Annotated in this window: 26 protein-coding genes; 16 read left to right on the top strand and 10 right to left on the bottom strand. The window is 66.5% G+C overall.

The annotated features are described in order from the left end of the window. Window positions 1-9 precede the first annotated feature (9 nt). The 8 genes from trmD to ACFPN5_RS22090 all read left to right on the top strand — a co-directional run bounded on the left by trmD (window position 10) and on the right by ACFPN5_RS22090 (window position 7,939). Window positions 10-768 carry a tRNA (guanosine(37)-N1)-methyltransferase TrmD gene (trmD, locus tag ACFPN5_RS22125; protein WP_379785994.1) on the top strand — a complete coding sequence of 253 codons (759 nt, stop codon included), beginning with the start codon at window positions 10-12 and terminating at the stop codon, window positions 766-768. Between the two features lie 122 nt (window positions 769-890). Further along, complete coding sequence (gene rplS, locus ACFPN5_RS22120; RefSeq protein ID WP_379785993.1) at window positions 891-1,277, top strand: 50S ribosomal protein L19; 387 nt, start codon at window positions 891-893, stop codon at window positions 1,275-1,277. A 78-nt stretch (window positions 1,278-1,355) separates the two neighbouring features. Continuing rightward, on the top strand, window positions 1,356-2,027 hold the full coding sequence (locus ACFPN5_RS22115) for a CoA pyrophosphatase (RefSeq protein ID WP_379785992.1): 672 nt from the start codon (window positions 1,356-1,358) through the stop codon (window positions 2,025-2,027). A gap of 92 nt (window positions 2,028-2,119) precedes the next feature. Then, window positions 2,120-3,079 (top strand): CobD/CbiB family protein, encoded by a 960-nt coding sequence (locus ACFPN5_RS22110; RefSeq protein WP_379785991.1) that lies wholly within the window; start codon window positions 2,120-2,122, stop codon window positions 3,077-3,079. A 132-nt stretch (window positions 3,080-3,211) separates the two neighbouring features. Beyond that, window positions 3,212-3,559: a DUF3579 domain-containing protein gene (locus ACFPN5_RS22105; protein ID WP_379785990.1), complete on the top strand. Its 348-nt coding sequence runs from the start codon at window positions 3,212-3,214 to the stop codon at window positions 3,557-3,559. Window positions 3,560-3,672: 113 nt separating this feature from the next. Next, window positions 3,673-4,122, top strand: a complete 450-nt coding sequence (locus ACFPN5_RS22100; protein WP_379785989.1) for a CBS domain-containing protein — start codon at window positions 3,673-3,675, stop codon at window positions 4,120-4,122. 115 nt (window positions 4,123-4,237) lie between these two features. Continuing rightward, window positions 4,238-7,027 (top strand): M16 family metallopeptidase, encoded by a 2,790-nt coding sequence (locus ACFPN5_RS22095; protein ID WP_379785988.1) that lies wholly within the window; start codon window positions 4,238-4,240, stop codon window positions 7,025-7,027. A gap of 105 nt (window positions 7,028-7,132) precedes the next feature. After that, entirely contained in the window at window positions 7,133-7,939 is an 807-nt protein-coding gene (locus tag ACFPN5_RS22090; RefSeq protein WP_379785987.1) for an SDR family oxidoreductase, read from the top strand. A 77-nt stretch (window positions 7,940-8,016) separates the two neighbouring features. Here the strand turns inward: ACFPN5_RS22090 and ACFPN5_RS22085 are convergent, their stop codons facing one another. The 6 genes from ACFPN5_RS22085 to ACFPN5_RS22060 form a co-directional block, all read right to left on the bottom strand. Next, window positions 8,017-9,342, bottom strand: coding sequence for a tetratricopeptide repeat protein (locus tag ACFPN5_RS22085; protein WP_379785986.1), 1,326 nt, complete (start codon window positions 9,340-9,342; stop codon window positions 8,017-8,019). 173 nt (window positions 9,343-9,515) lie between these two features. Further along, complete coding sequence (gene nagZ / locus ACFPN5_RS22080; RefSeq protein WP_379785985.1) at window positions 9,516-11,081, bottom strand: beta-N-acetylhexosaminidase; 1,566 nt, start codon at window positions 11,079-11,081, stop codon at window positions 9,516-9,518. Window positions 11,082-11,107: 26 nt separating this feature from the next. Next, window positions 11,108-12,118 carry an SIS domain-containing protein gene (locus ACFPN5_RS22075; protein ID WP_379786102.1) on the bottom strand — a complete coding sequence of 337 codons (1,011 nt, stop codon included), beginning with the start codon at window positions 12,116-12,118 and terminating at the stop codon, window positions 11,108-11,110. 32 nt (window positions 12,119-12,150) lie between these two features. After that, window positions 12,151-13,236, bottom strand: a complete 1,086-nt coding sequence (gene nagA, locus ACFPN5_RS22070; RefSeq protein WP_379785984.1) for an N-acetylglucosamine-6-phosphate deacetylase — start codon at window positions 13,234-13,236, stop codon at window positions 12,151-12,153. Further along, entirely contained in the window at window positions 13,233-14,111 is an 879-nt protein-coding gene (locus tag ACFPN5_RS22065) for a glucosamine kinase nucleotide-binding domain-containing protein (protein WP_379785983.1), read from the bottom strand. The genes nagA and ACFPN5_RS22065 overlap by 4 nt, the downstream gene beginning before the upstream one ends. A 173-nt stretch (window positions 14,112-14,284) precedes the next feature. Continuing rightward, window positions 14,285-15,640 (bottom strand): GIN domain-containing protein, encoded by a 1,356-nt coding sequence (locus ACFPN5_RS22060; protein ID WP_379785982.1) that lies wholly within the window; start codon window positions 15,638-15,640, stop codon window positions 14,285-14,287. Between the two features lie 253 nt (window positions 15,641-15,893). On the opposite strand from ACFPN5_RS22060, the gene ACFPN5_RS22055 reads away from it, so the two are divergent. The 6 genes from ACFPN5_RS22055 to ACFPN5_RS22030 are packed head-to-tail and all read left to right on the top strand — an operon-like array spanning window position 15,894 to window position 19,757. Next, entirely contained in the window at window positions 15,894-16,079 is a 186-nt protein-coding gene (locus ACFPN5_RS22055; RefSeq protein ID WP_379785981.1) for a hypothetical protein, read from the top strand. After that, complete coding sequence (locus ACFPN5_RS22050; protein WP_379785980.1) at window positions 16,076-16,558, top strand: hypothetical protein; 483 nt, start codon at window positions 16,076-16,078, stop codon at window positions 16,556-16,558. Before ACFPN5_RS22055 ends, ACFPN5_RS22050 begins: the two co-directional genes overlap by 4 nt. A 7-nt stretch (window positions 16,559-16,565) precedes the next feature. Then, on the top strand, window positions 16,566-18,173 hold the full coding sequence (locus tag ACFPN5_RS22045) for an AAA family ATPase (protein ID WP_379785979.1): 1,608 nt from the start codon (window positions 16,566-16,568) through the stop codon (window positions 18,171-18,173). A 1-nt stretch (window position 18,174) separates the two neighbouring features. Further along, window positions 18,175-18,963: a general secretion pathway protein GspB gene (locus ACFPN5_RS22040; RefSeq protein WP_379785978.1), complete on the top strand. Its 789-nt coding sequence runs from the start codon at window positions 18,175-18,177 to the stop codon at window positions 18,961-18,963. Between the two features lie 7 nt (window positions 18,964-18,970). Then, window positions 18,971-19,519, top strand: a complete 549-nt coding sequence (mobB, locus tag ACFPN5_RS22035; RefSeq protein ID WP_379785977.1) for a molybdopterin-guanine dinucleotide biosynthesis protein B — start codon at window positions 18,971-18,973, stop codon at window positions 19,517-19,519. Between the two features lie 37 nt (window positions 19,520-19,556). Beyond that, the gene (locus ACFPN5_RS22030) at window positions 19,557-19,757 is read left to right on the top strand and encodes a putative motility protein (protein ID WP_379785976.1); all 201 of its coding nucleotides are present in this window, start codon (window positions 19,557-19,559) and stop codon (window positions 19,755-19,757) included. Between the two features lie 90 nt (window positions 19,758-19,847). Here the strand turns inward: ACFPN5_RS22030 and ACFPN5_RS22025 are convergent, their stop codons facing one another. The 3 genes from ACFPN5_RS22025 to fumC all read right to left on the bottom strand — a co-directional run bounded on the left by ACFPN5_RS22025 (window position 19,848) and on the right by fumC (window position 21,920). After that, a complete protein-coding gene (locus tag ACFPN5_RS22025; RefSeq protein WP_379785975.1) occupies window positions 19,848-20,132 on the bottom strand; it encodes a DUF883 family protein in 285 nt (94 codons plus the stop codon). Between the two features lie 104 nt (window positions 20,133-20,236). Further along, entirely contained in the window at window positions 20,237-20,449 is a 213-nt protein-coding gene (locus tag ACFPN5_RS22020) for an RNA-binding S4 domain-containing protein (protein ID WP_379785974.1), read from the bottom strand. 61 nt (window positions 20,450-20,510) lie between these two features. Continuing rightward, entirely contained in the window at window positions 20,511-21,920 is a 1,410-nt protein-coding gene (gene fumC / locus ACFPN5_RS22015; RefSeq protein WP_379785973.1) for a class II fumarate hydratase, read from the bottom strand. Window positions 21,921-22,011: 91 nt separating this feature from the next. Between fumC and ACFPN5_RS22010 the strand changes: the two genes are divergently transcribed. Beyond that, entirely contained in the window at window positions 22,012-23,160 is a 1,149-nt protein-coding gene (locus tag ACFPN5_RS22010) for a FimV/HubP-related protein (RefSeq protein ID WP_379785972.1), read from the top strand. Between the two features lie 387 nt (window positions 23,161-23,547). On the opposite strand, the gene ACFPN5_RS22005 is transcribed toward ACFPN5_RS22010, so the two are convergent. Then, window positions 23,548-23,829 (bottom strand): flagellar protein FliT, encoded by a 282-nt coding sequence (locus tag ACFPN5_RS22005; protein WP_379785971.1) that lies wholly within the window; start codon window positions 23,827-23,829, stop codon window positions 23,548-23,550. 326 nt (window positions 23,830-24,155) lie between these two features. Between ACFPN5_RS22005 and ACFPN5_RS22000 the strand changes: the two genes are divergently transcribed. Further along, window positions 24,156-26,801, top strand: a complete 2,646-nt coding sequence (locus ACFPN5_RS22000; protein ID WP_379785970.1) for a M1 family metallopeptidase — start codon at window positions 24,156-24,158, stop codon at window positions 26,799-26,801. Window positions 26,802-26,804: the final 3 nt, after the last annotated feature.

The raw sequence follows: 26,804 nt of genomic DNA, 5'->3' as shown, positions 1-26,804 counted from the left end.
GAGGTCCCGATGCAGTTTGACGTCGTGAGCTTGTTTCCCGAGATGTTTGCCGCTTTGACGCAGTCGGGTGTGACCCGGCGCGCCTTCGAGCAGGAACGCTGGGGCCTCACGTTATGGAATCCGCGCGATTTCACAACGGATCGCCATCGCACCGTGGATGACCGCCCGTATGGCGGCGGCCCCGGGATGGTGATGCTGGCCCGCCCCCTGGAGGCGACGGTCAATGCGGCCAAGGCGCGCCAGGTCGAACTCGGCCTGCCGCCGCCGCGCGTGGTTTTCATGTCGCCGCAAGGCAAACCGATGACGCACGAGCGCGTCATGGCGCTGAAGGACGAGCCGGGCCTGGTCGTCCTGTGCGGCCGCTACGAAGCGGTCGACCAGCGCCTGCTGGACCGCGTCGTCGACGAGGAAATTTCCTTGGGCGACTTCGTCCTGTCCGGCGGCGAGCTGCCGGCGATGGCGCTGATGGATGCGGTAGTGCGGCAATTGCCCGGGGTGCTGGGCGACGACGCCTCGGCAGTCGAAGACAGTTTTGTCAACGGCCTGCTCGATTCGCCGCATTACACGCGCCCGGAAGTCTACGAGGGCGTCGCGGTGCCGCCAGTCCTGATGGGCGGCAACCACGCCGAGATTATCAAGTGGCGCCGCCAGCGGATGCTGGAAGCGACCGCGAAGAAACGGCCGGAACTGTTAAGCCAGGCACGCGCAGCGGGCCGGTTGACACCAGCCGACGAAAAATTTTTGGCAACACTCCCCCCAGGGGAGTAGCCGGAAAATGCACCAATTGGTGCGAGACATGCGAACATGTCGTTCGTATGTTCAACCCCATCCTCTACTGGGCACGCATTTGCAGCAGCAGCGCCAGCAAGATGGTTTTTGGAGTCATAAAAATGAATCTGATTCAACAACTCGAACAGGAAGAAATCGCGCGCCTCGGCCGTTCGATTCCTGATTTCGCACCTGGCGACACCGTGATCGTCAACGTCAACGTCGTCGAAGGCACCCGCAAGCGCGCCCAGGCATACGAAGGCGTCGTCATTTCGCGTCGTAACCGCGGCCTGAACTCGAACTTCATCGTTCGCAAGATCTCGTCGGGCGAAGGTGTCGAGCGTACGTTCCAGCTGTACTCGCCGCTGATCGCTTCGATCGAAGTGAAACGCCGCGGTGACGTCCGTCGCGCCAAGCTGTACTACCTGCGCGAGCGTTCGGGCAAGTCGGCACGTATCAAAGAAAAGCTGCCACAGCGCAAAGTCGCTGCTGCTCCAGCCGCTCAGTAATCGCGTCTGTGGTACGGAAAAGGCATCCTTCGGGATGCCTTTTTTCATTCGTCCCCACATCATGTTGAAGGAAGTGCATTGGTTAAGGTCCCTTTCGATCCCTCGCGCCTGCCAGTCGACGGTATTGCCGGCGAAGCGGCCGTCACGCCCGATCTCCTCGATCCGGCACGCCTGCGTGCGCGCTTCGCCCAGTCACAGCCCACCTGGACCCCCGAGGCGCCCGAGCAATTGCTGGTGCCATCAGGCCTGAAGCTGCGCCGCGCCGCCGTGCTGATTCCGCTGGTCGAGCGTCCCGAAGGCGTGACAGTGCTGTTGACCCTGCGCACCGACCACCTGACGAGCCACGCCGGGCAGATCAGCTTTCCCGGCGGGCGCACCGAAGAGCTCGACTCATCACCGATCGAGACCGCGCTGCGCGAGTCCGAGGAAGAGATCGGGCTGCACCGGCGCCATGTGTCGATCCTGGGCGTGCTGCCCGACTACGTCACCGGCAGCGCCTATCGCGTCGCGCCGGTCGTGGCCCTGGTCAAGCCGCCATTTGAATTGACCGCCGACCCGAACGAGGTGGCCGAGATCTTCGAGGTGCCGCTCGCCTTCCTGATGGACGGCATGCACCACCAGCGCCTGTCCTTCGACTTGCCGGAAGGGGCAGGGCGGCGCAATGTGTATGCGATGCCCTACGAGCGTTTCTTCATCTGGGGGGCAACTGCCGGCATGCTGCGTAATCTGTTCCATTTCTTAAGAGCATGAAAGAGTGATGACAGACTTCGATTTGATTATGGCGGTCACCTGCGCTATCGTAGCGAGCAGCGTGGTATTGCCATAACAAAAGAAGGACTTGCATGACATTTTTTTCCATTCTGTGCGCCCTGCTCATCGAGCAACTGAAACCCCTGCGCGCAGATAACCAGGTCTATGGCGGCATCAAGGCCCTGGCAATGCGCATCGAAGGCTGGTTCAACGCGGGCGAGCCGAAGAATGGCCGCATGGGCTGGATCCTGATGATGGCGGTGCTGGTGCTGCCCGTTGCGCTCGTCTATTGGGTGCTGCAGTACTTCGGCCTCGTGTTCCTGGCCTTTGCATGGAACGTGGCGATCGTCTACCTGACGCTCGGCTTCCGCCATTACAGCCACTATTTCACCTCGATCCAGCTGGCACTCAACAATGGCGACGAAGCGAGCGCGCGCACGCTGCTGGCCGAGTGGGCCCGGATCGATACGGTCGGCATGGACGCCACCGAGATCGCCCGCATCGCCGTCGAAATGTCCCTCATTACGACGCACCGCAGCGTCTTCGGCGTGTTTTTCTGGTTCCTGATGCCGGCCGGCCCCGCCTGCGCCGTGCTGTACCGTGTGTCCGAATACCTGGCGCGGGCCTGGAACGAGCCCGAGCACATGCGCAACGAAGCCTTCGGCCAGTTCGCCGCCAAAGCCTTCTACTGGATCGACTGGATCCCGGTGCGCCTGACCGCTATCGCCTTTGCCGTGGTCGGCAATTTCGAGGACGCCATCTATGCCTGGCGCAATTTCGCGAATCGCTGGGCGGATGAGTCGCGCGGTATCATCCTCGCCGCCGGCGGCGGGGCGATGGGCGTGCGCCTCGGCACCCCGAACGAGAACGCGGCCCAGCTGTTGCCGGTCGACGCCGCCCTGGTCGACCTGACCGATACGGAAAACGACGTCCTGCCCGGCGAGGAACCAAGCCTGCGCGCACTGCAAAGCACGGTGGGACTTGTCTGGCGCGCCCTGATACTATGGATGATCCTGTTGCTACTTCTTTCGAGCATGGTCTGGCTGGGCTGATGGCGGACTCGGGACGCTGGCCGTACGCCGGCCTCCCGAGTTCGCTAGGCAGCAAGCCTCGTCCGCAGGTCTTCTATAAGATATAATAGTTCTTCTCCTCCACGCAGCATTCTTGTATCAGCAAGCAGCACTATGGCCGAGTTACCGCATACCGGGAAGGAAAGCGCCGCCGGCGAGTTCTTTATCCTGGGTCTTACCAGCAATGGCAAGCAGTTCCGCCCGAGTGACTGGGCCGAGCGCCTGTGCGGCGTCATGTCCTGCTTCCGCCCGGAAGGCAGCGGCGGCCGCCACGCCCACCTCCAGTTTTCCCCCTACGTCCACCCGACCGTCGTGAACGGCGTCAAGGCCGTTGTCGTCAACAACGCGCTGCAAAAAGCCGAACCGCTGGCTTATCACTTTGTCCTTAATTTCGCCAAGGATAACGACTTGCAGGTGGTGAATGCCTGCTTCGTCGAGCTGCCGGGCGACAAGAAGGATTGAGCGGTCCTGAGGCGTTTGAGCTAGATCAAACGACCCACGTCCTCTTGCGTTAGCTTGGCTTCGTAGGGTCACCCTACCAAAGCGACCACGGCAAACCAGCAGGGGAGACCACCATGAACATCAGCGACATCTGCACCGCCGACACGATCAGCTGCACGCGCGACGAAACCGTCCAGTCCGCCGCGTTCCTGATGCGTAAGCACCATGTCGGCGACCTGGTCGTCGTCGACCGCGTCGACGACGACGCCATTCCCGTGGGTATCGTCACCGACCGCGACATCGTCGTCTCCGTCATCGCCCTGGGGCTCGATCCGTCCAGCCTGCTGGTCGGCGACATCATGACGGACGACCTGCTCACCTGCCGCGAGGACGACGACGTCTACCAGACCATCGAGCACATGCGCCTGCGCGGCATCCGCCGGGTGCCGGTGGTAAACCACGCCGGCTCGCTCACCGGCATCGTCAGCGCCGACGACCTGCTCGAATTCCTGGCCGACGAAATGGGCGACCTGTCGCGCATCAGCGGCAGCCAGCAAGCCCACGAGAAACGCGCCCGTCACTGAGCACGCAATAGTGCGGGCCGGCATCTCCCGGAACAACCATCTGTTACCATCGCCGTTGGCGCGCCGCGAGAGCGGCGCACGCGCGTCCGTGCGACGCACAATCTGACGGGATGACATGATTTTCACGAGCTTCACGCGCGGCCTGCCTGCGCACCTGGTGGCCAGCGCGTTCGCCTTCCTCGCGGCAGGCACCGCGGTGACTGCACCCTTGGCTGCGCCACTGCCGAAGGGCGTCACCCTGGGCGCCTCGGTCGAGGGCATCACCGAGTACCGCCTGGCCAATGGCTTGAAAGTGCTGCTCTTTCCCGACAGCTCGCGCCCGACCGTTACCGTGAACGTCACCTACCTGGTCGGTTCGCGCCACGAGAATTACGGCGAAACCGGTATGGCGCACCTGCTCGAGCACCTGCTGTTCAAGGGCTCGAAGAAGAACCCCGACATCACGCGCCAGTTCGCCGACCGCGGCATGGATTTCAACGGCACCACCTCGCTCGACCGCACCAATTATTACGAAGTGTTCCAGGCGACGCCGGAGAACCTCGACTGGGCGCTGCAGATGGAAGCGGACCGCATGACCGGCTCCTTCATCGCGCAGAAGGACCTCGACTCGGAAATGACGGTCGTGCGCAATGAGTTCGAGAGTGGCGAGAACTCGCCCTCGAGCGTGCTGGTCAAGCGCATGCAGAGCGTTGCCTACGACTGGCACAGCTATGGCCGCTCGACCATCGGCAACCGCAGCGACATCGAGAACGTGAAGCTGGCGAACCTGCAGGCCTTCTACCGCACCTACTACCAGCCCGACAATGCCGTGCTGCTGGTGGCGGGCAAGTTCCAGCTTGAACCGACCCTGGCCAAGATCAACCGCCTGTTCGGCGCGATCCCGAAGCCGAAACGCAAGCTGCCCGAATTCTGGACGGTCGAGCCGACCCAGGATGGCGAGCGCAGTTTCGCCGTGCGGCGCCAGGGCGACGTCCAGATCGTCATGCTCGGCTACAAGGTGCCCTCGAGCGTGCACGACGACAGCGACGTGATGGCCTTCGCATCGAGCATCCTGGGCGACGTGCCGACCGGCCGCCTGCACAAGAGCCTGGTCGAAACCGGCAAGGCCAGCCAGGTGTTCACCTTCGGCGAAACCGGCTACGCGCCCGGCCTGCAGTACGTGGGCGCGATCGTCAAGAAGGGCGAACCGATCGAGCCGGTACGCGTGGCGCTGACGGAAGCGGTCGAAGGCTTTGGGAGCAAGCCGCCTACGCCCGATGAAATGGCACGCGTGCGCCGCATGTACGAGAACGAGATGGAGCGCAGCCTGAACGACCCGCAGCGGGTCGGCGTGGCGCTGTCCGAGACCATTGCCCTGGGCGACTGGCGCCTGTTCTTCACCGGCCGCGAGCGCGTCAAGACGATTACCGCCGAGGAGGTGGCCGCCGCCTCGAAGCGCTACTTCCGGCGCGACAATCGCGTCACTGGCGTGTTCGTGCCCGAAGAATCCCCGCTGCGCGCCGTGATCCCGCCAGCGCCGTCCATCGAAAGCATCCTGGAAAAATTCAAGCCGAACGCCTCGACCCTGGTGGCGGAAGACTTCGAGCCAACCCAGGAAAACATCCTCAAGCGCACGCAGCTGACCCGGGCAGGCGGGGTGAAGCTGGCGCTGCTGCCGAAGAAGAACCGCGGCGAAACGGTGACCGTGAACCTGCGCCAGCACATGGGCGACGAGAAGAACCTGTTCGGCAAGGGCGCGGTTCCCGAACTGACCGCCGCGATGCTGGTGCGCGGCACCAGCCGCTACACGCGCGAGCAGCTGGCCGACGAATTCGACCGCCTCAAGATCGCCGGCGGCCTGACCCACTTCCAGACCACGCGCGAGCACCTGCCGCAGGCCCTGCGCCTGGTGGCCCACGTGCTGAAGGAACCGGGCTTCCCGCAAGCCGAGTTCGAGCAGCTGCGGCGCCAGTCGCAGGTAGCCCTGGAAGCGAGCCGCGCCGAGCCGCAGGCAGTGGCCTCGCGCGCGCTGTCCCAGCATTTCGACCTGTACCCGAAGGGCGACGTGCGCCACGCGAACACCTTTGACGAGGACCTGGCCGAACTGCAGGCCGCGCGCCTGGAAGACCTGCGCGCCTTCCACCGCGAGTTCTATGGCACGGTGCCGGCCGAGATGGCAATCGTCGGCGACTTCGACGCCGCGACGATCGCGCCGCTGGTCGAGGAATTGTTCGGCGCCTGGAAAGCGCCGGCCAACTTCGCGCCGGTGCTGCGCCGCCATGCCGACATCCCGGCCTTGAAGAAGACGCTCGACACGCCGGACAAGGAAAACGGCTTCTACCTGGCGCGCCTGAACCTCGACCTGAACATCGACGACGCCGACTACCCGGCACTGATGCTGGCGAATTACATTTTTGGCGAGGGCGGCCTGCGCTCGCGCCTGATGGATCGCATCCGCCAGAAAGACGGCCTGTCCTACGGCGGCGGTTCGCAGCTCGACGCCGGCGACCTGGACCGGGCAGGGGGCTTCGGCATCAGCGCCATTGCCGCGCCGCAAAACCTGCAGCGGCTCGATGCCGCGGTGCGCGAAGAGCTGGCGCGCGCGGTGAAGGAGGGCTTTACCGCCGCCGAACTGGCGGGCGCGAAATCGGGCCTGATGCAGCAGCGCCAGCAGACCCGTGCCGAGGATGGGGCGGTGGCCGCCGGCTGGACTTCCTACCTGTACCGCGACCGCACCTATGCCTGGTCGCGCCAGTTCGAGGACAAGCTGATGGCCGTGACGCTGCCGCAGCTGAATGCCGCCTTCCGCAAGGCGATCGACCCGGCCAGGCTGTCGGTGGTCGTGGCGGGCGACCAGGGCAAGGCGAAACAGGCGCCCGTGAAAGTGGCGCCGGCAGTGACCGCAGGCGGGGCAAAGAAGCCGTAACGCAACATTTGCCGCCCCCGGGCGCGCGCGCATTTGATGATTGCGCGCCATCCCGCTATCATGTTGCCTTTGAGAATCATTCGGCATCATCGCGGGAGCAGCATCATGAAGGGCAGTATCAAGCAAGACCTCAAACGAGACCCCAGGCAGGACCCGGCTTCCTTTGCCGGCAAGGTGGTACTGGTTACCGGCGCCGCAGGCGGCATCGGTCGCGCGGTGGCGCTGGCGTTCGGACGCGCCGGGGCGTCGGTGGTCGTGGCCGATGTCTCGGTCGACGGCGGACACGCGACGGCGGCCACGATCGTCCAGCATGGCGGCAAGGCGCTGTTCGTGGCGGCGAACGTGACGCGCGCGCTCGAGGTCGAAACGCTGGTCGACAAGACGGTGCACCACTACGGCCGGCTCGACTGCGCCGTCAATTGTGCCGGCGTCCAGGAGGAGGGCCTGCGCCTGGCTGACATCGACGAAGAAGGCTTCGACCGGATCATGGACGTCAACGTGAAGGGTGTCTGGCTGTCGATGAAGTACCAGATCCGCCAGATGGGAAAGGACGGCGGCGGCGCGATCGTCAACCTGTCGTCGGCCTTCGGCCAGGTCGGCGCGCCCGCCCAGTCGGTCTACGCGGCCAGCAAGCATGCGCTGGCCGGCCTGACGAAAAGCGCCGCGCTCGACTATGCGAAGGATGGCATCCGGGTCAATGCCGTGTGTCCCGGCGCCGTGCGCACCCCGATGCTGGCGCGCGCCGTTGGCCGCGAACCGGGCTTCGACAAGAAACTGCGCGCCGCGCATCCGATGGGACGTTTCGCCGAACCCGGCGAGGTCGCCGATGCGGTGCTGTGGCTGTGCTCGGGCGCCTCGTCCTTCGTGACCGGGCACGAGCTGGCGGTGGATGGCGGTTTCACCGCCATTTGACCGGAGGATAAAAAAAGCGGGCGGCGCCAATGGCGCCTCCCGCTTTTTTGCAGCAACCGAGTTTGCAGCAGGGTGGCTTACTGGGCCGAGGCCCCGGTAGCAGCAGGTGCGGCAGATGCGCCGGCAGTGCCCGACTGGCGCAGCGACATGGCCCAGACGCGTGCCACGTCGGACAGGCCGCCGCCGGCTTTCACGCTCTCGAAGGTCTTGATCGCTTCGTCCTTGCGGCCGGCCTTGGCCTGGGCCGCGGCGAGGCGGATCTTCGCTTCGTCAGGCTGCTTCAGGCCGCCCTTGGCGATACCCTGCTGGATGAAGCCGATGCCCTTGTCGTGCTGGCCCATCGTCACGTACGCCCAGCCCAGGTTGACCAGGCCGGCGCCGCTCTTCGATTTCGTGGCCGAGGCTTCGCCGGCGGCGATGTTCTTCGCATCGTCGGCGGCGCCCTTGTTGGCGCGGCTGCGCAGGGCGTCGTGGGCCTTGGCGTTGCCGCCCTTGCCCAGCACGCCTGCCGAGTAGCCCGCGTCCAGCACGGTCTTCGCTTCGGTCGGGAAACCGTCGCGCAGCGCGCTTTCGGCCAGGTCGACATAGTCTTCCTCGCGCATCGTCTTGGTGACTGCGTGCTGCAGGCGTAGCACCGGCATGTAGTTGTCCTGGCTGAAGCCCGGCTTCTTGATCACGCCGACGCGGATCACTTCGTTCCACATGTCGTCGCTTGGATAATGCGCCACCAACTTCTGGACGGTGGTTTCGTAGGCGGCGGTATCCTTGGTTTCGTTCGCAGCGCTCAGCAGGAGCTTGAGGTCTTCCTGGGTCGGCGCCTTGCCGGCCTTTTCGGCGTCGGCGACGGTCTGCAGCAGCTGGGTCTTGGCGCTGGCGTAGTCCTTGTTCAGGTACTGTGCGCGCACCAGCAACGGCCGCGCGGTCGTCATGTCGCCGCCCGCCGCTTCATACCGCTTGAGATTTTCGATCGCCCCGGCGTAGTTCTTGGTCTTGTACTGGATGTCGGCGATGGCCAGCATCAGCTTCGGCTGCGACTCTTTCGGCTCGAAGCCCGACTTCAGCACTTCCTCGGCGGATGCGAGCACGCCGGCTTCATTGCCGGCCAGTGAGGCATGCACCATCTTCATGCGAGTGGTGTAATAGGTCTCGTAAGGCGTCTTGTTCGGTAGCGCCTCGGCCTGGGTGATGCGGTTCTGCAGTTCGGCCACGTTCTTGGCGGCGACAAATTGCTGGACTTGCGCCGGATCGAAGATCTTGGCCAGCTCCGGGCGGACGTTGTTGGCCGGCGCGGCTGCGGGCGTAGCGGCCTTCTGCGCATGGGCGCTCGTCATCAGGGCAGGCGCGGTGTTCAGGCCAACGGCGGCCAGCAGCAGGCAAAGGCGAGCAAGGCGGAAATGGGACATGAATGATCCTTCTAAAAAGATGAGCGGTTCAACATGAGCGGTACGTCCGCAACATGGTGGCAGTTTTGCCAAGCTTGTGTAAACGCGCATTGTCCCATAAATGTCCGGGACACTGCGCCGCAATTGTGCAGCACGCCAGGCCGTGCGCGGCGTGCCGTTACATAGCGTTACCGTCAGAAACCCGGAACCGGGCAACGGCCCTCGGCCTCGATCTCGCCCGCCAGCCAGGCGTTGACGGCCGCCAGGGCCGGCGCCGCGAAGCCATAGGTCATCAGGGCAGGTGCGGCAAAATCGAGCGCCTGGTAGGGGTTCCACAGGGCCAGGTGCAGGTCCGGGCGCCAGGTGTCGCGCGCATGCGCGCCGTAGCGGCGGCGCGAGGTCGAGGCCAGGATGGTGAAGCGCCCGTCCTGGGGCAGCGCGCTCCAGTCGAAGGTGTCGGGGTCGGCAAAGGTCACCAGCTCCACCTCGTACAACTGGGCGAGGGAGGCGGCGATGTTCGATGCTGGCACGCCGGCCTCGGACACGCCGTCGCTGACCACGTCCTGGCGCGCCACCAGGCGCACGCGGCTGCCCGCGACCGGACGCGTTACCGGCCCGCGCGCGCTCAGGGCGCGCCGCCAGGCACGGGACATCAGCTCGCGGTCTTCGCTGTCGGTGGTGTAGATCGGGGCTTCGTCGGCGCCGGGTGCGTCGCCGGTCATGACGGCAGGGCTTCCTTCCACGATGGCCGCGGCGGGACGCAGTGCGCCGCCGGCCGGATGCGCGTCGGCCAGCTTTGCCAGCCGCGCCAGGCGCGCTTCGACTTCCGCCATCGGCAGCTCGCCAGATGCGATCGCGGCGGCAATCGCGTCGATTGTCTCGACCTGCGTTTCGCGCGAGCCGATTGCCATCACCATGTCGGCGCCGGCCACCAGCGCGCGCACGGCGGCCGGGCCGGCGCCGTAGCGGTGCGCGATCGCATGCATGTCCATGCCGTCGGTGATGATCACGCCCTGGTAGTTCCAGCTCTCGCGCAGGATGCCGGTCAGGATCGCGCGCGACATGGTCGCCGGGTTTTCGGCGTCCAGCGCGGGGTAGATGATGTGCGCGGTCATCATCGCCGGTGCAGCATTGCTTCCCTGGGCCGCCATGCGGAAGGGCGCGAATTCGAAGCGTTCCAGCTCCTCGAGTGGCTTGTCGACGGTCGGCAGCGTGCGGTGCGAGTCGACGTGGGTGTCGCCGTGGCCGGGGAAGTGCTTGACGCAGCAGGCCACGCCTTCGGCTTCGCTGCCTTCCATCCAGGCCAGCGCGATACGCGTGGCGATGTCCGGGTCGGCGCCGAAGGAACGCTCTGCGATCACGGGGTTATCCGGGTTGTTGTTCAGGTCGAGCACCGGGGCGAAATTCCAGTTGAAGCCCAGCGAACGCACCGCGCGCGCCACCGCCGCGCCGACTTCGCGTGCCAGCGTCGGGTCGTTGGCGGCGCCCAACGCCATCGCCGACGGCGGCGCCGGCACCCAGGTCGAGCGCACCACGGCGCCGCCTTCCTGGTCGAGTGCAATCAGCGCGCCGGGGCCCATTACGGCGCGCAGGGCGCCGGTGAGGCGGGTCAGTTGCGCCGCGTCCGTCATGTTCTGGCGGAACAGGCAGGCGCCGCGTACCTTGTTTTCAGCCAGAAAGGCCGCGGTGTCTTCGTCCAGCTCGGTGCCGAACAGGCGCACCATGATCAGCTGGCCGGCGATTTTTCGGAATTCATCCATGCTCAGTTCGTCCATCGTTTTAGCTCTTAGTTGGTCCGGGTGACTTTGCTCAGGTGGCGCGGGCGGTCCGGGTCGAGGCCGCGCGCTTTCGACAGCTTGGCCGCCATCACATAGAAGGCCTGGATCGCGACGATCGGGTCGAGATCGGGCGTGGCGGCGACCGGCAGGGTCAGGTCGCGTTCGTTGACGTCTTCGGGCGCGGCCAGCAGCACGCGCGCGCCGCGCCCGCGCATCTCGATGGCGAGCGCCACCAGGCTGGCCTGGGCCGGGCCGCGGGTGGCGAAGATCAGGAGCGGGTAGCCATCCTCGATCAACGCCATCGGGCCGTGCTTGATCTCGGCGCCGGAGAAGGCTTCGGCTTGCAGGGCCGAGGTCTCCTTGAACTTTAGCGCCGCCTCCAGCGCGATCGGGAAGCTGATGCCGCGCCCGACGACCATGATGTTGCGCGCCGGGGCCAGCACCTCGATTGCCGCGGACCAGTCGACTTGCGAGGCTGCGCGCAGGTCGTCGGGCAGGGCGGCCAGGCCCGCTTTCAACCCGTCGTCGTTCTGCCATTCGGCGACCAGGCGCGCGCCGGCGACCAGGCTCGTGATGAAACTCTTGGTCGCGGCCACGCTCTGCTCTTTGCCCGCGTGCAGCGGCATGGCCCAGTGGGCGGCTTGCGCCAGCGGCGACTCGGCGTCGTTCACCAGCGCCACGGTGGTGGCGCCGCCATCGCCGAAGTAGCGGATCGGCTCGACCACGTCCGGGCTCTGGCCCGATTGCGAGATCGAGATCGCCAGCGTGTCGCGCGTGACCAGCGGCGACTTGTACAGCGTGATGAGCGACATCGGCAGCGAGGTGACGAGGCGCCCCATGCGCGACATGATCAGGTAGGCGACATAGTTCGACGCGTGGTCCGAGCTGCCGCGCGCCACGGTGACGGCGCTGTGGAAGTTGGTCGACCTCAGCGTGCGCCCGAGTTCGGCGTAGCGTTCCACGTCCTGGCTCAGTTGCAGGGCGACGCAGTCGCCGGCGGACAGGGCTTCCTGCAGCATAAGGGAAGTCAAATTCGAGGTTTCATTGACCGTCACAGCACTTCCCCTTCGATATAGACAGCTTTGATATTCAGGTCGCGGTCCAGGACCACGATGTCGGCATGGCAGCCGGGAGCGAGGCGTCCGCGCCGGGTCTCGCCGAGGTAGTCGGCGGCATTCGTCGAGACGCGGCGCGAGGCTTCCGCCAGCGGCAGGCCGATCTTGACCAGGTTGCGCAGCGCGCCGTCCATGGTCAGCGTCGAGCCGGCCAGGGTGCCGTCGGCCAGGCGCACGCCGCCCATGCATTTATGGACGACCTGACGCCCCAGCATGTACTCGCCATCCGGCATGCCGGCGGCGGCGGTGGAGTCGGTCACGCAGAACAGGTGCGGGATCGAACGCAGCGCGACCTTGATCGCGCCCGGATGCACGTGCAGCAGGTCGGGGATGATCTCGGCGTACTGCGCATGGGCCAGCGCCGCGCCGACCATGCCCGGCTCGCGGTGGTGCAGGCCCGGCATCGCATTGAACAGGTGGGTGAAGCCGGCCGCGCCGTGCTCCAGCGCGGCGACGCCGTCCTCGTACGAGCCGCTGGTGTGGCCAATCTGGACGCGGACCCCCAGGTCGGTGAGCGCGCGCACCAGTTCCAGGTGGCCGTGGATCTCGGGCGCCACCGTGATCACGCGCATGGGCGCGCGGCGGCCGTAGGCTTCCACTTCGGCCAGCGTCGCTTCCTTCGCGAACGGCGGCTGGGCGCCCAGCTTGGCCGAGTTGATGTACGGGCCTTCCAGGTGCACGCCGAGGATGCGCGCCTCGCGTTTGCCGCGCGTCTCAACGGCCGCCCCAATGGCGTCGAGCGCGCGCTCGATGTCTTCCGGCGGCGCGGTCATGGTGGTCGCCAGCAGGCTGGTGGTGCCGTGCTTCGCGTGCAGGGCGGCGATCACGTGCGGCGCGTCGCCGCCTTCCATCATGTCGCGGCCGGCACCGCCGTGCACGTGCACGTCGATGAAGCCGGGCAGGATGTAGTCGTCGCCGTTCCCGTCCGGGTCGACCGGGCTGCCTTCGATGGCCTCGACGGTGGCGCTGAAGCGCAGGTTACCGTGGACCCAGCCGCCGGGTGTGAGGATGTTGCCTTTCATCGGGCGCTTCTTTCCAGGTGTCGTTCGATCATGAGCAGGGCGCCGCGCGCGGAGTCGCCTTGCGGCGCCAGGCAGCGCGCGCGGGTCTCGTGGGGCAGCCAGGCCATCAACGCTTCGCCAAGGCCGCCGCACAGGGCGAGCGGCAGCGTGTGGCCGCGGTCAAGCGCGTCGGCGATGGCGGCGGTTTCCCGGCCGGCGTGCTCGAGGATGGCGCGGGCAGTCGGGTCGGTCTCGCCGTGCATGACCACGAAACGCGCCAGGCCGGCGTAGGCCGTCTGGTTGGCGCGCCCGAGCCAGATCTGCACGGCGTCGCGGTTGCCGCCGCACTCCGCGATCACTTCGCGTGCAAACGCGCCGCCTTCGACGCGGCCGTCGAGCACCTGCTCGATGTGGTTCAACGCGCGCAGGCCCATCCAGGCGCCGCTCGCCTCGTCGCCGGCCGGGAAGCCCCAGCCGCCGACTTCGACCTTGGTGCCGTCGTCCAGCATCGCTTCGCCGACGCTGCCGGTGCCGATGGCGACAATGGCACCCGGCTTGCCGCCGTGCGCGCCCATCAGCGTCGTAAAGCCGTCGGTATCGAGCACCAGGGCCGCGAAACCGGGATCGCTGGCCACGAACTGCGCCGCCCAGTCTTTATTGTGGACGCCGGCGAGGCCCAGGCCGATCGCCATCGAGGACAGGGGAGGGGAGCCGATGTCGGCAATGGCGCAGGCTTCGCCGATGGCACCGAGGATGGTGGTCCAGGCATTGCCGATGCCGTGGGAGAGGCCGGAGGGGCCGGCAGTCGCTTGCGCGAGCTCTTCGCCGCTGGGGCGGGCCAAACGCACACGGGTGCCGGTGCCGCCGCCATCGACGCCGATAAGGTATTCGATCATGTGAAATAGGTGCCGGAGGGAGGTCAGGGCACTATAGGGAGGCGGTCCCGGCTTGTCAACAGGTATCTGATTGGTATGGTCAGCGGTGCGAAGTGGTATTGATGAGCTGGCAGCACGGTGGACAACGATGCCGCTTCGCGTGGGGCGGGCATTCAGCCCGCCTCATCTGTTTCTTAGTCAGCCTGGCGGCGCCCGCCGCGCTCGACGAGCACCAGCTCATCGCGGCGGCCGTTCTCCCCATCCCGCACCAGATTCACCGTCGCGCTGCCCGGCCCCCGCACATTGATGTCGGTCTGGCGCACGGTCAGGCGCCGTGCCTGCAGGGTGCCCGATCCCGTCAGCTCGGCCTCCATGCGGTCGGCGCGGCCTTCCAGGCGTGCGCTGCCGGGGCCGCGCATCTTGAGCATGACGCGCTTGCCGTCGATGGCCGCCGACAGGTCGCCCGAGCCGTGCAGCGAGGCGTCGAGGGTGTCCGATACCCTGGCCAGCGATACGTCGCCGGGTCCGCCGCTGTCGATCATGGCGTTCTTGACCGCCAGGCGCTCGGCTTCGAGTTCGCCCGAGCCGCTCAGGGTGGCGCGCAGCTCGTCGGCGCTGCCCGACAGCGTGGCGCTGCCGGGGCCGCTCATGCGCAGGATGGCGCGGCCGGCCTGCAGGCCACGGGCATCCAAATCGCCCGAGCCGTGCACCTCGGCTTCGAACTGGCGGATGGTGCCGGCGACGCAGGCGCTGCCCGGCCCGCGCTGCACGCTGCTCAGCTTTTCGACATCGAGCTTGCAACCGTCGAAGTCGCCGGAACCGGTCAGCTCGAGCCGCAGTTCGCGGGCACTGCCGCGCAGGCGCGCAGTACCCGGACCGCTGACCTGGGCCACGGCGCGCGCGACGCGCAGTTCGTCGACTTCGACGTCGCCGGAACCGGACACGCGCGCCGCCAGGTCGCTGCCGATGCTACCGAGGTGCACATCGCCCGGGCCGGACATGGCCAGGTCGACATTCGCCGCCTTCACGCCGCGCAGCTCGAGGTCGCCGCTGCCGCTGCTGGTCAGGCGCAGGTCGCGCACCGAACCGCGGGCGCGGATGTCGCCCGGTCCTTGCGCGGCCAGCACGAAGCGTTCGCCGCCGATCGATTCGAGCTCGACGTCGCCGCTGCCGCTGGTAGTCAGACTCTTCAAGCCGCTTGCACCGATGCGCACGACCACCTCCTGCCGGTCGCGCTTTCCGAAGCTGATGTGGATGCCGGAGCGCGAGCGCTGGCGCACGATGAGGGTGCCGCCGCGCACTTCGCTTTCGATCTCGGCCAGCTGCTTCGGCTCACCCGACAGTTCGAGGCGCGGCGCGCCTTCGCTGACGATGACGCGGAACGGACCGGCCAGTTCGATGGCGTTAAAGGCGCCAACGCTGCGCTTGTCCAGGGTCACGGCCTGGCGCGGCTCCTGGGCGCGCTCCTCGGCAATGACGCCCTGCATGCTGGCAATGCCAATGCAGAGCAGGAGGGCGCCAACGGCGGTGTGCTTGATTCGGGTATTCACAGGTGTCCTCGTTGTTTTTGTTTAATTGGGAACTTGCACGATAAGGCAAAGCGCTCCGGCCTGGACGGGGCAACCGACAGACGCGCAAAATGGCGGTATCAACAGTCAAAGAAGGGCGCTGAACGGCAACCGGTGGCTCCGAAGCAACAGTTCTTCATGGCGACCGGTGGGCCAGCGCGCATTCTGAGGCGCCATGGCACTGCCGGCCGCGGCGGCAGGTGTCATAATGCGGGGGTCAAGTGAGGAGAAACAAGTGATTCGTTACCTGGGCACGCGCAAGAATGGCGACGGCGCCACCGTCTACGTGTTTATCGTGAATGGCCTCGAAAAAGAGGTCCGCGAGCACGCGCTCAAGCAGCACCCCGGCTGCTATGAGGCCCTGCCGGCATCGGCCAAGGCGAAGATCGCCGCCAACCGCGACTGGCTGTCGAAGCTGTGACCCTGCCGCGCGCCGCCGCGGGCGCTGTGCTGGCGCTCGCCTGCATCCAGGTCAATGCGGCGCCCTCGACCTTTGCCCCCGTCATCGGCAGCGCGCTGCTGTGCCGCAGCCATCTCGACAACGCCTACTTTCATTCCTGGCTCACCACCGCCTTCGGCCCCGCCTACAAGCAGGAGGGCGGAGCGTACTGGTTCAAGCTGGACGCGACCCTGTGGGGTAAACCGGTGCGGGAAATCATGGTCAGCGACGACACCAACCCGCTGGTGTTCGTGGCCGCCGTGCTCGACAGCAAGCCGGAAGAACTGGAAGGCGCGGTCCGTGCCGGCGCCGGCCTGCGCCACCTGCCCGCCGACGCTTCGCGCTTTCCCTTGAGGGTATCGAACCCGGGCAGCGTCATCGCTTATCACCAGGACAAATCCAAAATATACTGCGCGAGGTATAAACCCTTGCCGCCTGTACCAGTGGCGCTCCTCCGCTAGCCTGTTCATGTACACCAATTACTTCAGCCTGAAGCAGGCTCCGTTTTCGATCGCGCCCGATCCGCGCTACCTGTTCATGAGCGAGCGCCACCGCGAGGCGCTGGCGCACCTGCTGTATGGCATCAACAGCGGCGGTGGTTTCGTGCTGCTGACGGGCGAGATCGGGGCCGGCAAGACCACGGTTTGCCGCTGCTTCATCGAGCAGGTTCCCGAGAACTGCCGGCTGGCCTATATCTTCAATCCGAAACTGACGGTTGGCGAGCTGCTGCAATCGGTGTGCGAGGAGTTCCGCATCGCGATGCCGGGCGGGCAGGGCGGGGTGAAGAGCTACATCGATGCGATCAATGCCTACCTGCTGGAATCGCACGCGCAGGGGCGCAACAACGTACTCGTCATCGACGAAGCGCAGAACCTCTCGACCGACGTGCTCGAGCAGTTGCGCCTGCTGACCAACCTGGAGACGAGCGAACGCAAGCTGCTGCAGATCATCCTGATCGGCCAGCCGGAGCTGCGCACGATGCTGGCGCGCCCCGAGCTCGAGCAACTGGCCCAGCGCGTGATCGCGCGTTATCACCTGGGGCCGCTGTCCGAGCAGGAAACCGGCGCCTACATCGCGCACCGGATGGCGGTCGCGGGCAGCCAGGGCGCGCCGGTGTTCCCGGACTCGGTCGTGCCGCTCGTGCACCGGATCAGCGGGGGCGTGCCGCGCCGCATCAACCTGCTGTGCGACCGCGCGCTGCTGGGCGCCTACGTGGAAAACAGCCGCGAAGCGACGCCAATCATCGTGCGTACGGCCGCCGCCGAGGTGTTCGCGGGCGAGGGCGCCCCGGCAGCACGGTCGGCGCGCTGGCCGTTGGTGGCCGGCGGCGTCCTTGCCGGTGCGGCCTTGAGCGTCGCGGCGTGGCAGTTGTTGCCGCGTGGCGACGTGCCGGCAGCAAGCGCTCCCGCAGCCAGGGCGCCGGCCAAGACCGTCCTGCTTGCCGCCGCCAAGCCGGCGCCAGCCGGCACGCGGGCGGTGCTGCCGCTTGGCCGCGCAGACGAGGCATTGGCGCTGCGCGCGCTGGCCACGCGCTGGGGCCGCGCCCTGCCCGAGGGCGAACCCTGCGAGGTCGCGTACCGGATCGACCTGCGCTGCCTGCAAGGGCGCGGCGGCATCTACGAGCTGCGCCAGCTCGACCGCCCGGCCGTGATCACGCTGCGCGAGGGTGCGGCCACGCGCTACGCCGTGCTGGTCGGCATGGACGGGGGCGGCGTGACGATTGATACCGGCAACAAGCGCGAGCGCGTCGACCTCGCCAGCCTGGCGCCGCGCTTCACCGGCGAGTACACCACCTTCTGGAAAATGCCACGGGGTTATCGCGAGCAGCTGGCGCTGGGCGATGCGGGCGTCGACGTCGACTGGCTCGCCGCGCGCCTGGCAGCGCTCGGCCGGGTCGCGGCCCCGCCGGCGCAGCAGCCGTTCAACGCACGCACGAAAGAAACGCTGCGCGCCTTCCAGCAAAATCAGGGCCTGACTGCGGACGGCGTGGCCGGCCCGCGCACCCATATCCGCCTCAACCAGCTGACCGGGGTGGAGGAGCCGCGCCTGCTCGCCGCCGCCGGGACGGGACAATAAGATGTCGTACATCCTCGAAGCACTCAAGAAAGCGCAAGCCGAACGCCAGCTAGGCCATGCGCCGGACATCCACGCGCCCGCGCCCGTGCACGTGCCGCCACGCGCGGCGCCGGCGAACCGCAAGCCTCTGCTGATCGGGCTCGGGGCCGGCCTGCTGCTTGCCGCGGTGGTGGCCGCTCTGGCCTGGCGCGGCCGGGCGCCGGCGCCGGCGCCAGCGCAGCCGGCCGCGCACAGCCAGGTTTCTCCCGCCGCGGCCGCGCCGGTGAATACTCCCGTACCCGCCGTAGCGGTTGCCGATACGGCGCTGCCGCCCGTCGCACCACCGCCGGAGGCGGCGCCTGCCGCACCGCGGAGCGAGCCTGTTGCCGCGCCGGTGCCGATCCCTGCGCCGGCTCCGGTGCCGCCCGCGCCGAAGACTGTGCGCCCGCCACCGGCCCGGCCTGCCGCGGCCCCCGGCATCGCCGCGCAAGAGGGTGCGCCGCAAGCGGTCTACCTGCCCGCGCCTGCCCGCGTCGCCGACACCTCCCCGCCGGCGCGCGCGCCCGAACCGATTCCTGAAGAAAGCCTGCGCACCCTGCAGCAACTGCCGGAAGCGCTCCAGCGCGAAGTGCCGAAGGTCGTCGTCGGCGGCTATATCTATTCGCCGAATCCATCGGACCGGCTGCTGCTGGTCGACAAGGTGCTGCGCCGCGAGGGCGAGGAGCTGGCGCCGGGCCTGGTGCTGGAGCGCCTGATGCCGAAATACGCCGTGATGAATTACCGGGGTACCCGCTATCGTGTCAGTTACTGATTCCCGGGTGACGGAGGTAGCACAAGCGGCCGGCCCCGTGCTGGCCGTCGTCGGCTGGTCCGGCAGCGGCAAGACGACGCTGCTCGAATTCCTCGTGTCGCGCCTGAGCGCGCAGGGCCTGCGCGTGAACATCGTCAAGCACAGCCACCACGACATCGAACTCGAGCCGCCGCACAAGGACAGCGCGCGCCTGCGGATGGCCGGCGCCGCCGAGGTGATGATCGCCTCGCCCTACCGCTACGCCATCCTGCGCGAACTGCGCGGAGAGGGCGAACCGCCGCTGGCCGAGCAGATCGCCCGCCTGGCCCCGGCCGACCTGACGCTGGTCGAGGGATACAAGTGGGAGCCGTTGCCGAAACTCGAGGTATTCCGCCCGGGGCTCGGACGGGCGCCGCTGTACCTGGACGACCCGCTGGTGGTGGCGGTGGCCTCGGATGTGCCCGCGTTAACGACCGGTGCAACCGGGCCGGCCTGGCTGGACCTGAACAGGCCCGAGGACGTGTTGACCTGGCTCACCGAATGGATGAAGGGAAGGGCTCAAGTTTCCGATAATTAAGTCGTTAATGGAGGATAACCCTCATCAGGAGACCGGAATGGATGTCCTCGCTATCGCCAAGTTGTCTACCACCATTGCCGAGACGGGCAACAAGCAGGAGGTTGCCCTGACCATGCTCAAGAAGCAGCAGGACATGCAAAATTCGATGGCCACCCAGATCCTCGACACCATCGCGCCACCGCCGCCGATGCCAAATCTGCCGGCGCACCTGGGCAACAAGATCAACACGACAGCCTGATCCCTGCTTCACCTGGCTTGAGAAGCTGTGCGGACCTGAAAGAACGGACGTAAACGAAACGCGGCGCCTTGCGGCGCCGCGGCAGGCGACTCAATGGAAAGCGCGCAGGACGCGGGCCTCGCCGGTCTGGTCAGCGAATCGCTCGTTGGCCTGCCGGGTCGCTTCCATCATGCGACTCAGTTGGGCGTCTTCGAAGCGTTCGAGTTCTTCGTTCGCCGCGTCGAGCGCCCTGGCCAGCTTGGCGCGCGCGTTCTGGTACAGGACACTTGTGTACTGATCGGTGTTTTTCAGCAGCTCTTCCGCGTTCTCGATCACGAGGCGCAGATCGCCGATCAGCCGTTCCTGGGCTTGCGGGTTGTCTTGCGGGGTTTCCATTGCCGTCACCTTAAGCCGGTTGGTCACGTCTTAAAATCTACACAAGGACTACCGGTCGCGTTTGTCTGCGCGCAAACGTGTGCCGTAGAGCCCGGCAGTCCCTCCTACTGCACCGAGATCCGCACGTCGCCCACGGTCACCGTCTGTCCGGTGCGAATCTTTGCGGTCTTGCGCAGTTCCTGCTTGCCATCGACCGATACCGCGCCGCTGGCCACCATGTGCTTGCCGGCGCCGCCGCTGTCGCACAAGCCGACCATTTTCAATAGCTGGTTGAGCTCGACGAACTCGGATGTCAGTTCGAAAGTTGTCTTTTGCATACTATCCTCGGGAAAAATTGTAGGGCGCACGCTTGGCCTTGTCTGAGCTTGCGCCCGCAGCTTACGCCGGGTCCGGCCGCGTCATGTCCATCGGAACGATCCACTGCGTGAACTGTTCTTCGGTGACCAGGCCCGATTGCAGGGCCGCCTCGCGCAGCGTGATGCCTGTGTGCTGTGCGTGCTTGGCAATCTGCGCGGCGGCATCATACCCGATGTGCGGCGCCAGCGCGGTCACCAGCATCAGCGACCGTTCCATCAGCTCGCCGATGCGCTCGCGGTTCGGTTCGATCCCCCTAGCGCAGTGTTCGTCGAAGGAGCGCATGCCGTCGGCCAGCAGGCGCGCGCTCTGCAGGAAGTTATGCGCGATCATCGGCTTGAACACGTTCAGCTCGAAGTTGCCCTGCGAGGCGCCCACGCTCAGGGCGACGTCGTTGCCGAACACCTGGCAGCACAGCATCGTCAGCGCTTCGCACTGGGTCGGATTGACCTTGCCCGGCATGATCGAGCTGCCCGGTTCGTTTTCCGGAATCGTGATTTCGCCCAGGCCCGAGCGCGGGCCGGAGGCCATCCAGCGTACGTCGTTGGCGATCTTCATGAGGGCGGTGGCCAGGGTCTTCAGGGCGCCGTGGCTGGACACGAGCGCGTCGTGCCCGGCAAGGGCGGCGAACTTGTTCGGCGCGGTCTTGAAGGCCAGGCCGGTGCGCGAACCGAGTTCAGCCGCGATGCGCGGCGCAAACTCGGGGTGCGCGTTCAGGCCGGTGCCGACCGCCGTGCCGCCCGCCGCCAGCAACAGCAGGCCCGGCAGCGACGCCTTGATCGCGTTTTCGGCAAACTCGAGCTGGGCGACATAGCCGGAAAATTCCTGGCCCAGCGTCAGGGGCGTGGCGTCCTGCAGGTGGGTGCGGCCGATCTTGACGATGTCGTCGAAATCGCGCGATTTCACCTGCAGGGTGCCGCGCAGGCGCACCAGCGAGGGCAGCAGGTCTTTCGACACCGCCAGCGCCGCCGCCACGTGCATGGCGGTGGGGAAGATGTCGTTCGAGGACTGCCCCATGTTGACGTGGTCGTTCGGGTGCAGCAGGCGCGCTTCGCCGCGCTCGCCTCCCATCAGCTCGGACCCGCGGTTGGCCAGCACCTCGTTCATGTTCATGTTGCTCTGGGTGCCGGAGCCGGTCTGCCACACGGCCAGCGGGAACTCGTGCGGGTGGCGGCCGTCCAGCACTTCGTCGGCGGCTGCGATGATGGCGTCGGCCTTGTCGCGCGGCAGTTTACCCAGAGAACGGTTGACGGCGGCTGCCGCGCGCTTGACCTGGGCCAGCGCGCCGACCAGTTCCGGCGCCATCTTTTCGGTCGAGATATGGAAGTGGTGCAGGGAGCGCTGGGTCTGCGCGCCCCACAGGCGGGCGGCCGGGACCTCGATCGGGCCGAAACTGTCCTTTTCCATCCGCTGGTCTTCTATCCGGGTATCCATGAGCTTGTCCTCTTATTTATTTTCGGGGCAGAAGCTAAAGAGTGTAGCCGAACACCCGTTAATTACGCTTAGGCTACAAATTCATCTTCCCATGGCGATTCGCGCTTCCCACATCTTCCCAAGCTTGCTGTTCGCCTGTGTGGCCACGACCACGGCCACGGCAGCGCACGGCGCCGAACTGGGCGATGCAAGGGTAGCGTCCCACATCGGCCAGCCACTGGCGGCCAGCGTCGAGCTGACGATGATCGAGGACGGGGCGGCGAAAGTCGGGGTGGGCCTGGCCCATCCGGACGTCTACCGGGGCGCGAACATCGCCATGCCCGCCGTTCTCTCCAGCCTGGGCCTGAATGTGACGCGGCAGGGTGGCCGCCAGTTCCTGCACCTCACCACAGGCAAGCCCGTCGAGGGCCGCCACCTGCACGTCTACCTCGAGCTGCAGGATGGCGGCCAGCGCAGCGTGCGCCTGGTGACGCTGTGGCTGACGCCGGACCCGAATCCGGCACCGGCACCGGCACCGGCATTGGTTGCTCCGCCTGTGCCGGTCGCGGTTACACTGCCGGCTAAACCGCAACCCGCATCGCGTCCGGCAGCAGCCTTGCACGAGGGCGAGGAATACGTGGAGCCACGCAAGCCGGTAGTGAGGCGCGCGGCAGTGCCAATCAAGAAGGCCATCGCCAGGGAAGTCGCGCCCGTCGAGGTCCCGCCAACGGCGACGGCAAAACGGCAGGACACCCCAGGCACATGCGCGCCGCAACCGGAAGCCGGCCAGCTCAATGCCTGTACCGTGCTGGGCGAGAAGAATACCGCGCTGCGCCACGAGCTCGGCCAGCTTGAAGAGAAGGTGAAGGTGTTGCAGGCGACGGCAGGGGCACCATCGGCTGAACTGGCGCCTGCCACGGCCCCGCCACCCGCCCCGAAGGGCGCGCCGCGTATCCAGCTCAAGGCAAAGAAGGCGCCGCCACCCGAACCAGAAACGCCGTGGGGGCTGATCGGCGGCGCCATTGCGGCCGTTCTCGCGCTGGCCGGCCTGGCCCTTGCGCTGCTGCGCCGGCGCAAGCGCTCAAGCTTGGGCAAGATCCCGAAAGAGCACAAGCCGGCCAGGATGCCGGCGGCGGCCACCGCGGACGGCGTGCCGAAACCAAATTTCATGTCCGCCGTGAAGGCGCGCCTGATGCCGGGTTCGCGTAAACCTGCGGCACCGGAACCGGTCGAGCCGGCCCTCGAAAACAGCGAAACCTGAGGCGAAGGTGGCGCGCACGAATCAGTCTACACAAGTTATTATTTTGATATATACTGGGTTCGTTGGTTGTCAAAACCACAAAACGGAACAGAGTCCGCCGCAGCCACCACCGATAGCGTGGCGCGGGTAACGGAGGTACGTCGCAAGACGCCTGTTTCCGGAAGCGGTCACGTTGCCAACTGCGGCAGCGGACGCCGGATGCAACCGGCAAAGAGGCGACACCAGGCTACCTGGTGTTGCTCTCCGAATTCATGTGGCCGGCGCCAGCCGGTCACAGCACCAAGGCGCCTGCGGGCGCCTTTTTGTTTGCGCCTCCAATTCACATCAATTGCCAGGCGCAATAAAAAAAGCGCCCGCAGGCGCTTGATTATTCGAAGAAAGGGCAGCTCAGTGCGCGCGCATCGCGCGGTCCAGCTGGCCCATCCATGGTTCGGTGATGTCGCGGATGGCGCGGTCGTTGGCCATGATCTGTTTCAGCAGGTCGATCTTGCGCAGGCGCTTGGCGCCGTCGAGGGCCGGCACGCCCGTCGCAGTGGCCGCTGCCTGTGCGGCGCATTGCGCCTGCAGGCTGTCGAAACCGTTCCAGTCCTCCGATTGTGCCGCCACGGCCATCTTGCCCGTCAGGCCAGCAATATTTTCGTACATCGAGAGGACTTCGTTGGAGGTCATGTGAGCACCGCTGCAATTTTTTTCGGCCGGATTACCGGTTGTCCTCCTTTTACGGCAGTGCTTTCGGAAACTTTAGGGTCCTTCGCAAAAATAATCCAAAAATTTTCGGGCCGCGGCGCGCAGGGGCTGACGCGCCCCTCAAGGCCTGGCGTCATGCATGCGGCATACTGCCGGGATTCTGCATTCCAGCGCGGTTTTTTGCCGTTCGTCGCATTCGGGGTATCGTGCCGCTTCGCTTCCCCTACAGTGCGTGCTGGATCGCTGCGCCGGCTGCGGCACCAGGATAGGCATCAAAATACCCATCAAAAATAATAAGAGAGGACATCATGAGAGACAAGCAGGCATTGTGCGGCGTTGCCGTCACGCTGGCGCTGGCCGCCGCGTTTGCCCCGGCAGCGGCCCTGGCCGAAGCCCCATTTTCGTTTGCCACCACCCCCGGCAAACTGCCGAAGGATATCGTTCCGCTGCTGTACGACGCGCACCTCGTGCCCAACATCGCCGACGATACCTTCAGCGGTCAGCAGAGCGTCGAGATCGAGGTGCTGCGCGCAACGAAGCGTATCGTGCTCAACGCCGCCAACCTGGCAATCGACGAGGCCACGCTGCTCGGCCCCGGCAAGACGCGCCAGGCGCTGCAGCCGATCCTCGACGAGAAGCAGGAAACGCTTGCTTTCGAGTTGAAGTCGCCGCTGGCGCCGGGACGCTACACGCTGGCCCTGCGCTTCCGGGGCCAGATCAACCGCGAAGGGCGCGGCCTGTTCCAGGTGCGCTACAAGGCGGGCGGCGTGGATAAAAAGCTGGTCGCGACCACCATGGAGCCGTCGGATGCGCGCCGCATGCTGCCGACCTGGGACGAGCCGGCCTTTCGCGCCCGCTTCAGGCTGACGGTCGACGTGCCGGCCAGCTTCAAGGCCTACTCGAACACGCCCGCCCTGAAGCAGGAAAAGCTGGCCGGCGGCCTGCAGCGCATCGCGTTCGCCCCGACCCCGAAGATGCCGAGCTACCTGGTGGTGCTGGTGGCGGGCGAGATGGAGCGCGTGACGGCGCGCCAGGACGGCGTCGAGATCGGCATCGTCACCACCGAGGGCAAGCTCGGCGCGACCGCCTTCCCGCTGGCGGCCACGCGCGACCTGCTGCGCTACTACAATAATTACTTCGGCGTGCCGTATCCGCTCGCCAAGCTCGACCAGATCGCGATTCCCGGCGGCTTCAATGGTGCAATGGAAAACTGGGGCGGCATTGTCTACAACGAAGCGACCCTGCTGTACGACCCCAAAAAAAGCCCGGAAGACGTCAAGAAGCTGACCTTCGAGGTCAACGCCCACGAAGTGGCGCACCAGTGGTTCGGCAACCTGGTCACGATGGCCTGGTGGGACAATCTCTGGCTCAATGAAGGCTTCGCCTCGTGGATGGCGTCGAAAGCCACCGAGCGCTTCCATCCCGAGTGGCGGCCCTACCTGGACGGCATCGTCGAACGCGAAAGCGTGCTGAACCTGGATGCGCGCAAGACCACGCACCCGATCCAGACCCGCATCGACAACGAGGAACAGGCCGCCGGCGCCTTCGATGCCATCACCTATGTCAAGGGCCAGGGTTTCCTGCGCATGCTGGAAAACTATGTTGGCGAAACCAAGTTCCGCAAGGGCATCCGCGCCTATATCGCCGCGCACCAGTACTCGAACACGACCACGGCCGACCTCTGGACGGCCATCGAAACGGCGTCCGGCAAGCCGGTCGCCCGGCTGGCCGCCGACTGGACGACCCAGCCCGGCTTTCCATTGATTAGCGTGGCGCAGGCCTGCGAGGACGGCAAGCGCAAGGTCACGCTGTTGCAGGAGCAGTACCGGCTCGACGAGCCGGCGCTAGAGGACCGCCTGTGGAACGTGCCGCTGCAGGTCGGCACCGTCGGCGGACGTGCCTGGACCACGCTGCTGACGAACCGCAGCACCACCATCACCCAGGGCGGTTGCGAGGGCGCGCTGGTGGTCGACCCGGACAGCGTGGGTTTTTTCCGCATCCAGTACGACCGCGCCAGCTTCGACGCGCTCGCCGCGAATGCCGCGCAACTGCCCGACCCGACGCGCCTGAAGTTCCTGCTCGATACCTGGAGCCTGGTCACGGCTGGACGCACGCCGCTCGCCAGCTATCTGGCACTGGTCGCGAAATATGGCGAGGAGCCGCGCCTGGCGGTCTGGGAATCGATCCTCTCGAACCTCGGCACGCTGCAGAACCTGGCGCGCGGCGAACCGGAAAGCGCGCTGATCCGGCGCTTCGTGCTCCGTTTCGTGCAGCCGCGTTTCGACAAGCTCGGCTGGGAGCCGAAGGACGGCGAAACGCTCGAGGATAGCCGGCTGCGCCCGCTGCTGGCGGGCGCGCTGGCGCGTGCCGGCGACGAACGCGCGATTGCCGAGGCGCGCAGGCTCTTCGCGCGCTACACGGCGGATCCGTCATCGATCAGCCCGGAGATGCTCGACTTCGTCATCAACACCGCCGGCCGCTATGCCGACGCCGCCACCTACGCGGCGCTCGGCAAGGCGCTGGCGGCCGCCACGACGGACGAGGAACGTTACCGTATCGGCGGGGCGATGACGCTCGTGCTGGATCCGGCGCTCGCGGGCCGCACCCTGGACATGGCGCTGTCACCGCAGACCCCGGCCAACTTGGTGGGCAACATCGTGACCGGTGTCGGGCGCGAGCATCCGGAACAGGCCTGGGCATTCGCCACCGCCAACCGCAGCGCGCTGGTGGCGAGCGCCGACGCGGTGGCGCGCAACCGCGCGGTGGCCAGCGTCGTCGCCTCGTCGTCGGACGTGCGCCATGCGGATATGATGGAGCACTACGTGGCCCAGAACTTCGGCCCCGATGCGCTGGTCGAAGCTCGGCGCATCGGCAGCGGCATCCGCGTGCGCGCGGCGCAAAAGGCGCGCCTGCTGCCGCAGGCACGCGCCGCGCTGGCGGCCCAGCCACGGTAACGA

It is taken from the genome of Massilia niabensis (assembly GCF_042655085.1).
In the GTDB taxonomy this organism is placed as follows: Bacteria; Pseudomonadota; Gammaproteobacteria; order Burkholderiales; family Burkholderiaceae_D; genus Telluria; species Telluria niabensis.
Note: the sequence above shows the minus strand (reverse complement) of the source record. Positions and strands in the feature narration are given on the sequence as shown.

Coding starts and splice junctions, on each gene's coding strand:
- ACFPN5_RS22040 (WP_379785978.1), top strand. CDS start 18,175: ATGTCGTACATCCTCGAAGCACTCAAGAAAGCGCAAGCCGAACGCCAG.
- ACFPN5_RS22045 (WP_379785979.1), top strand. CDS start 16,566: ATGTACACCAATTACTTCAGCCTGAAGCAGGCTCCGTTTTCGATCGCG.
- ACFPN5_RS22010 (WP_379785972.1), top strand. CDS start 22,012: ATGGCGATTCGCGCTTCCCACATCTTCCCAAGCTTGCTGTTCGCCTGT.
- ACFPN5_RS22100 (WP_379785989.1), top strand. CDS start 3,673: ATGAACATCAGCGACATCTGCACCGCCGACACGATCAGCTGCACGCGC.
- ACFPN5_RS22110 (WP_379785991.1), top strand. CDS start 2,120: ATGACATTTTTTTCCATTCTGTGCGCCCTGCTCATCGAGCAACTGAAA.
- nagZ (WP_379785985.1), bottom strand. CDS start 11,081: ATGGATGAATTCCGAAAAATCGCCGGCCAGCTGATCATGGTGCGCCTG.
- ACFPN5_RS22090 (WP_379785987.1), top strand. CDS start 7,133: ATGAAGGGCAGTATCAAGCAAGACCTCAAACGAGACCCCAGGCAGGAC.
- fumC (WP_379785973.1), bottom strand. CDS start 21,920: ATGGATACCCGGATAGAAGACCAGCGGATGGAAAAGGACAGTTTCGGC.
- ACFPN5_RS22105 (WP_379785990.1), top strand. CDS start 3,212: ATGGCCGAGTTACCGCATACCGGGAAGGAAAGCGCCGCCGGCGAGTTC.
- ACFPN5_RS22000 (WP_379785970.1), top strand. CDS start 24,156: ATGAGAGACAAGCAGGCATTGTGCGGCGTTGCCGTCACGCTGGCGCTG.
- ACFPN5_RS22085 (WP_379785986.1), bottom strand. CDS start 9,342: ATGTCCCATTTCCGCCTTGCTCGCCTTTGCCTGCTGCTGGCCGCCGTT.
- trmD (WP_379785994.1), top strand. CDS start 10: ATGCAGTTTGACGTCGTGAGCTTGTTTCCCGAGATGTTTGCCGCTTTG.
- ACFPN5_RS22005 (WP_379785971.1), bottom strand. CDS start 23,829: ATGACCTCCAACGAAGTCCTCTCGATGTACGAAAATATTGCTGGCCTG.
- ACFPN5_RS22030 (WP_379785976.1), top strand. CDS start 19,557: ATGGATGTCCTCGCTATCGCCAAGTTGTCTACCACCATTGCCGAGACG.
- ACFPN5_RS22020 (WP_379785974.1), bottom strand. CDS start 20,449: ATGCAAAAGACAACTTTCGAACTGACATCCGAGTTCGTCGAGCTCAAC.
- rplS (WP_379785993.1), top strand. CDS start 891: ATGAATCTGATTCAACAACTCGAACAGGAAGAAATCGCGCGCCTCGGC.
- ACFPN5_RS22075 (WP_379786102.1), bottom strand. CDS start 12,118: ATGCTGCAGGAAGCCCTGTCCGCCGGCGACTGCGTCGCCCTGCAACTG.
- ACFPN5_RS22025 (WP_379785975.1), bottom strand. CDS start 20,132: ATGGAAACCCCGCAAGACAACCCGCAAGCCCAGGAACGGCTGATCGGC.
- ACFPN5_RS22095 (WP_379785988.1), top strand. CDS start 4,238: ATGATTTTCACGAGCTTCACGCGCGGCCTGCCTGCGCACCTGGTGGCC.
- ACFPN5_RS22065 (WP_379785983.1), bottom strand. CDS start 14,111: ATGATCGAATACCTTATCGGCGTCGATGGCGGCGGCACCGGCACCCGT.
- nagA (WP_379785984.1), bottom strand. CDS start 13,236: ATGAAAGGCAACATCCTCACACCCGGCGGCTGGGTCCACGGTAACCTG.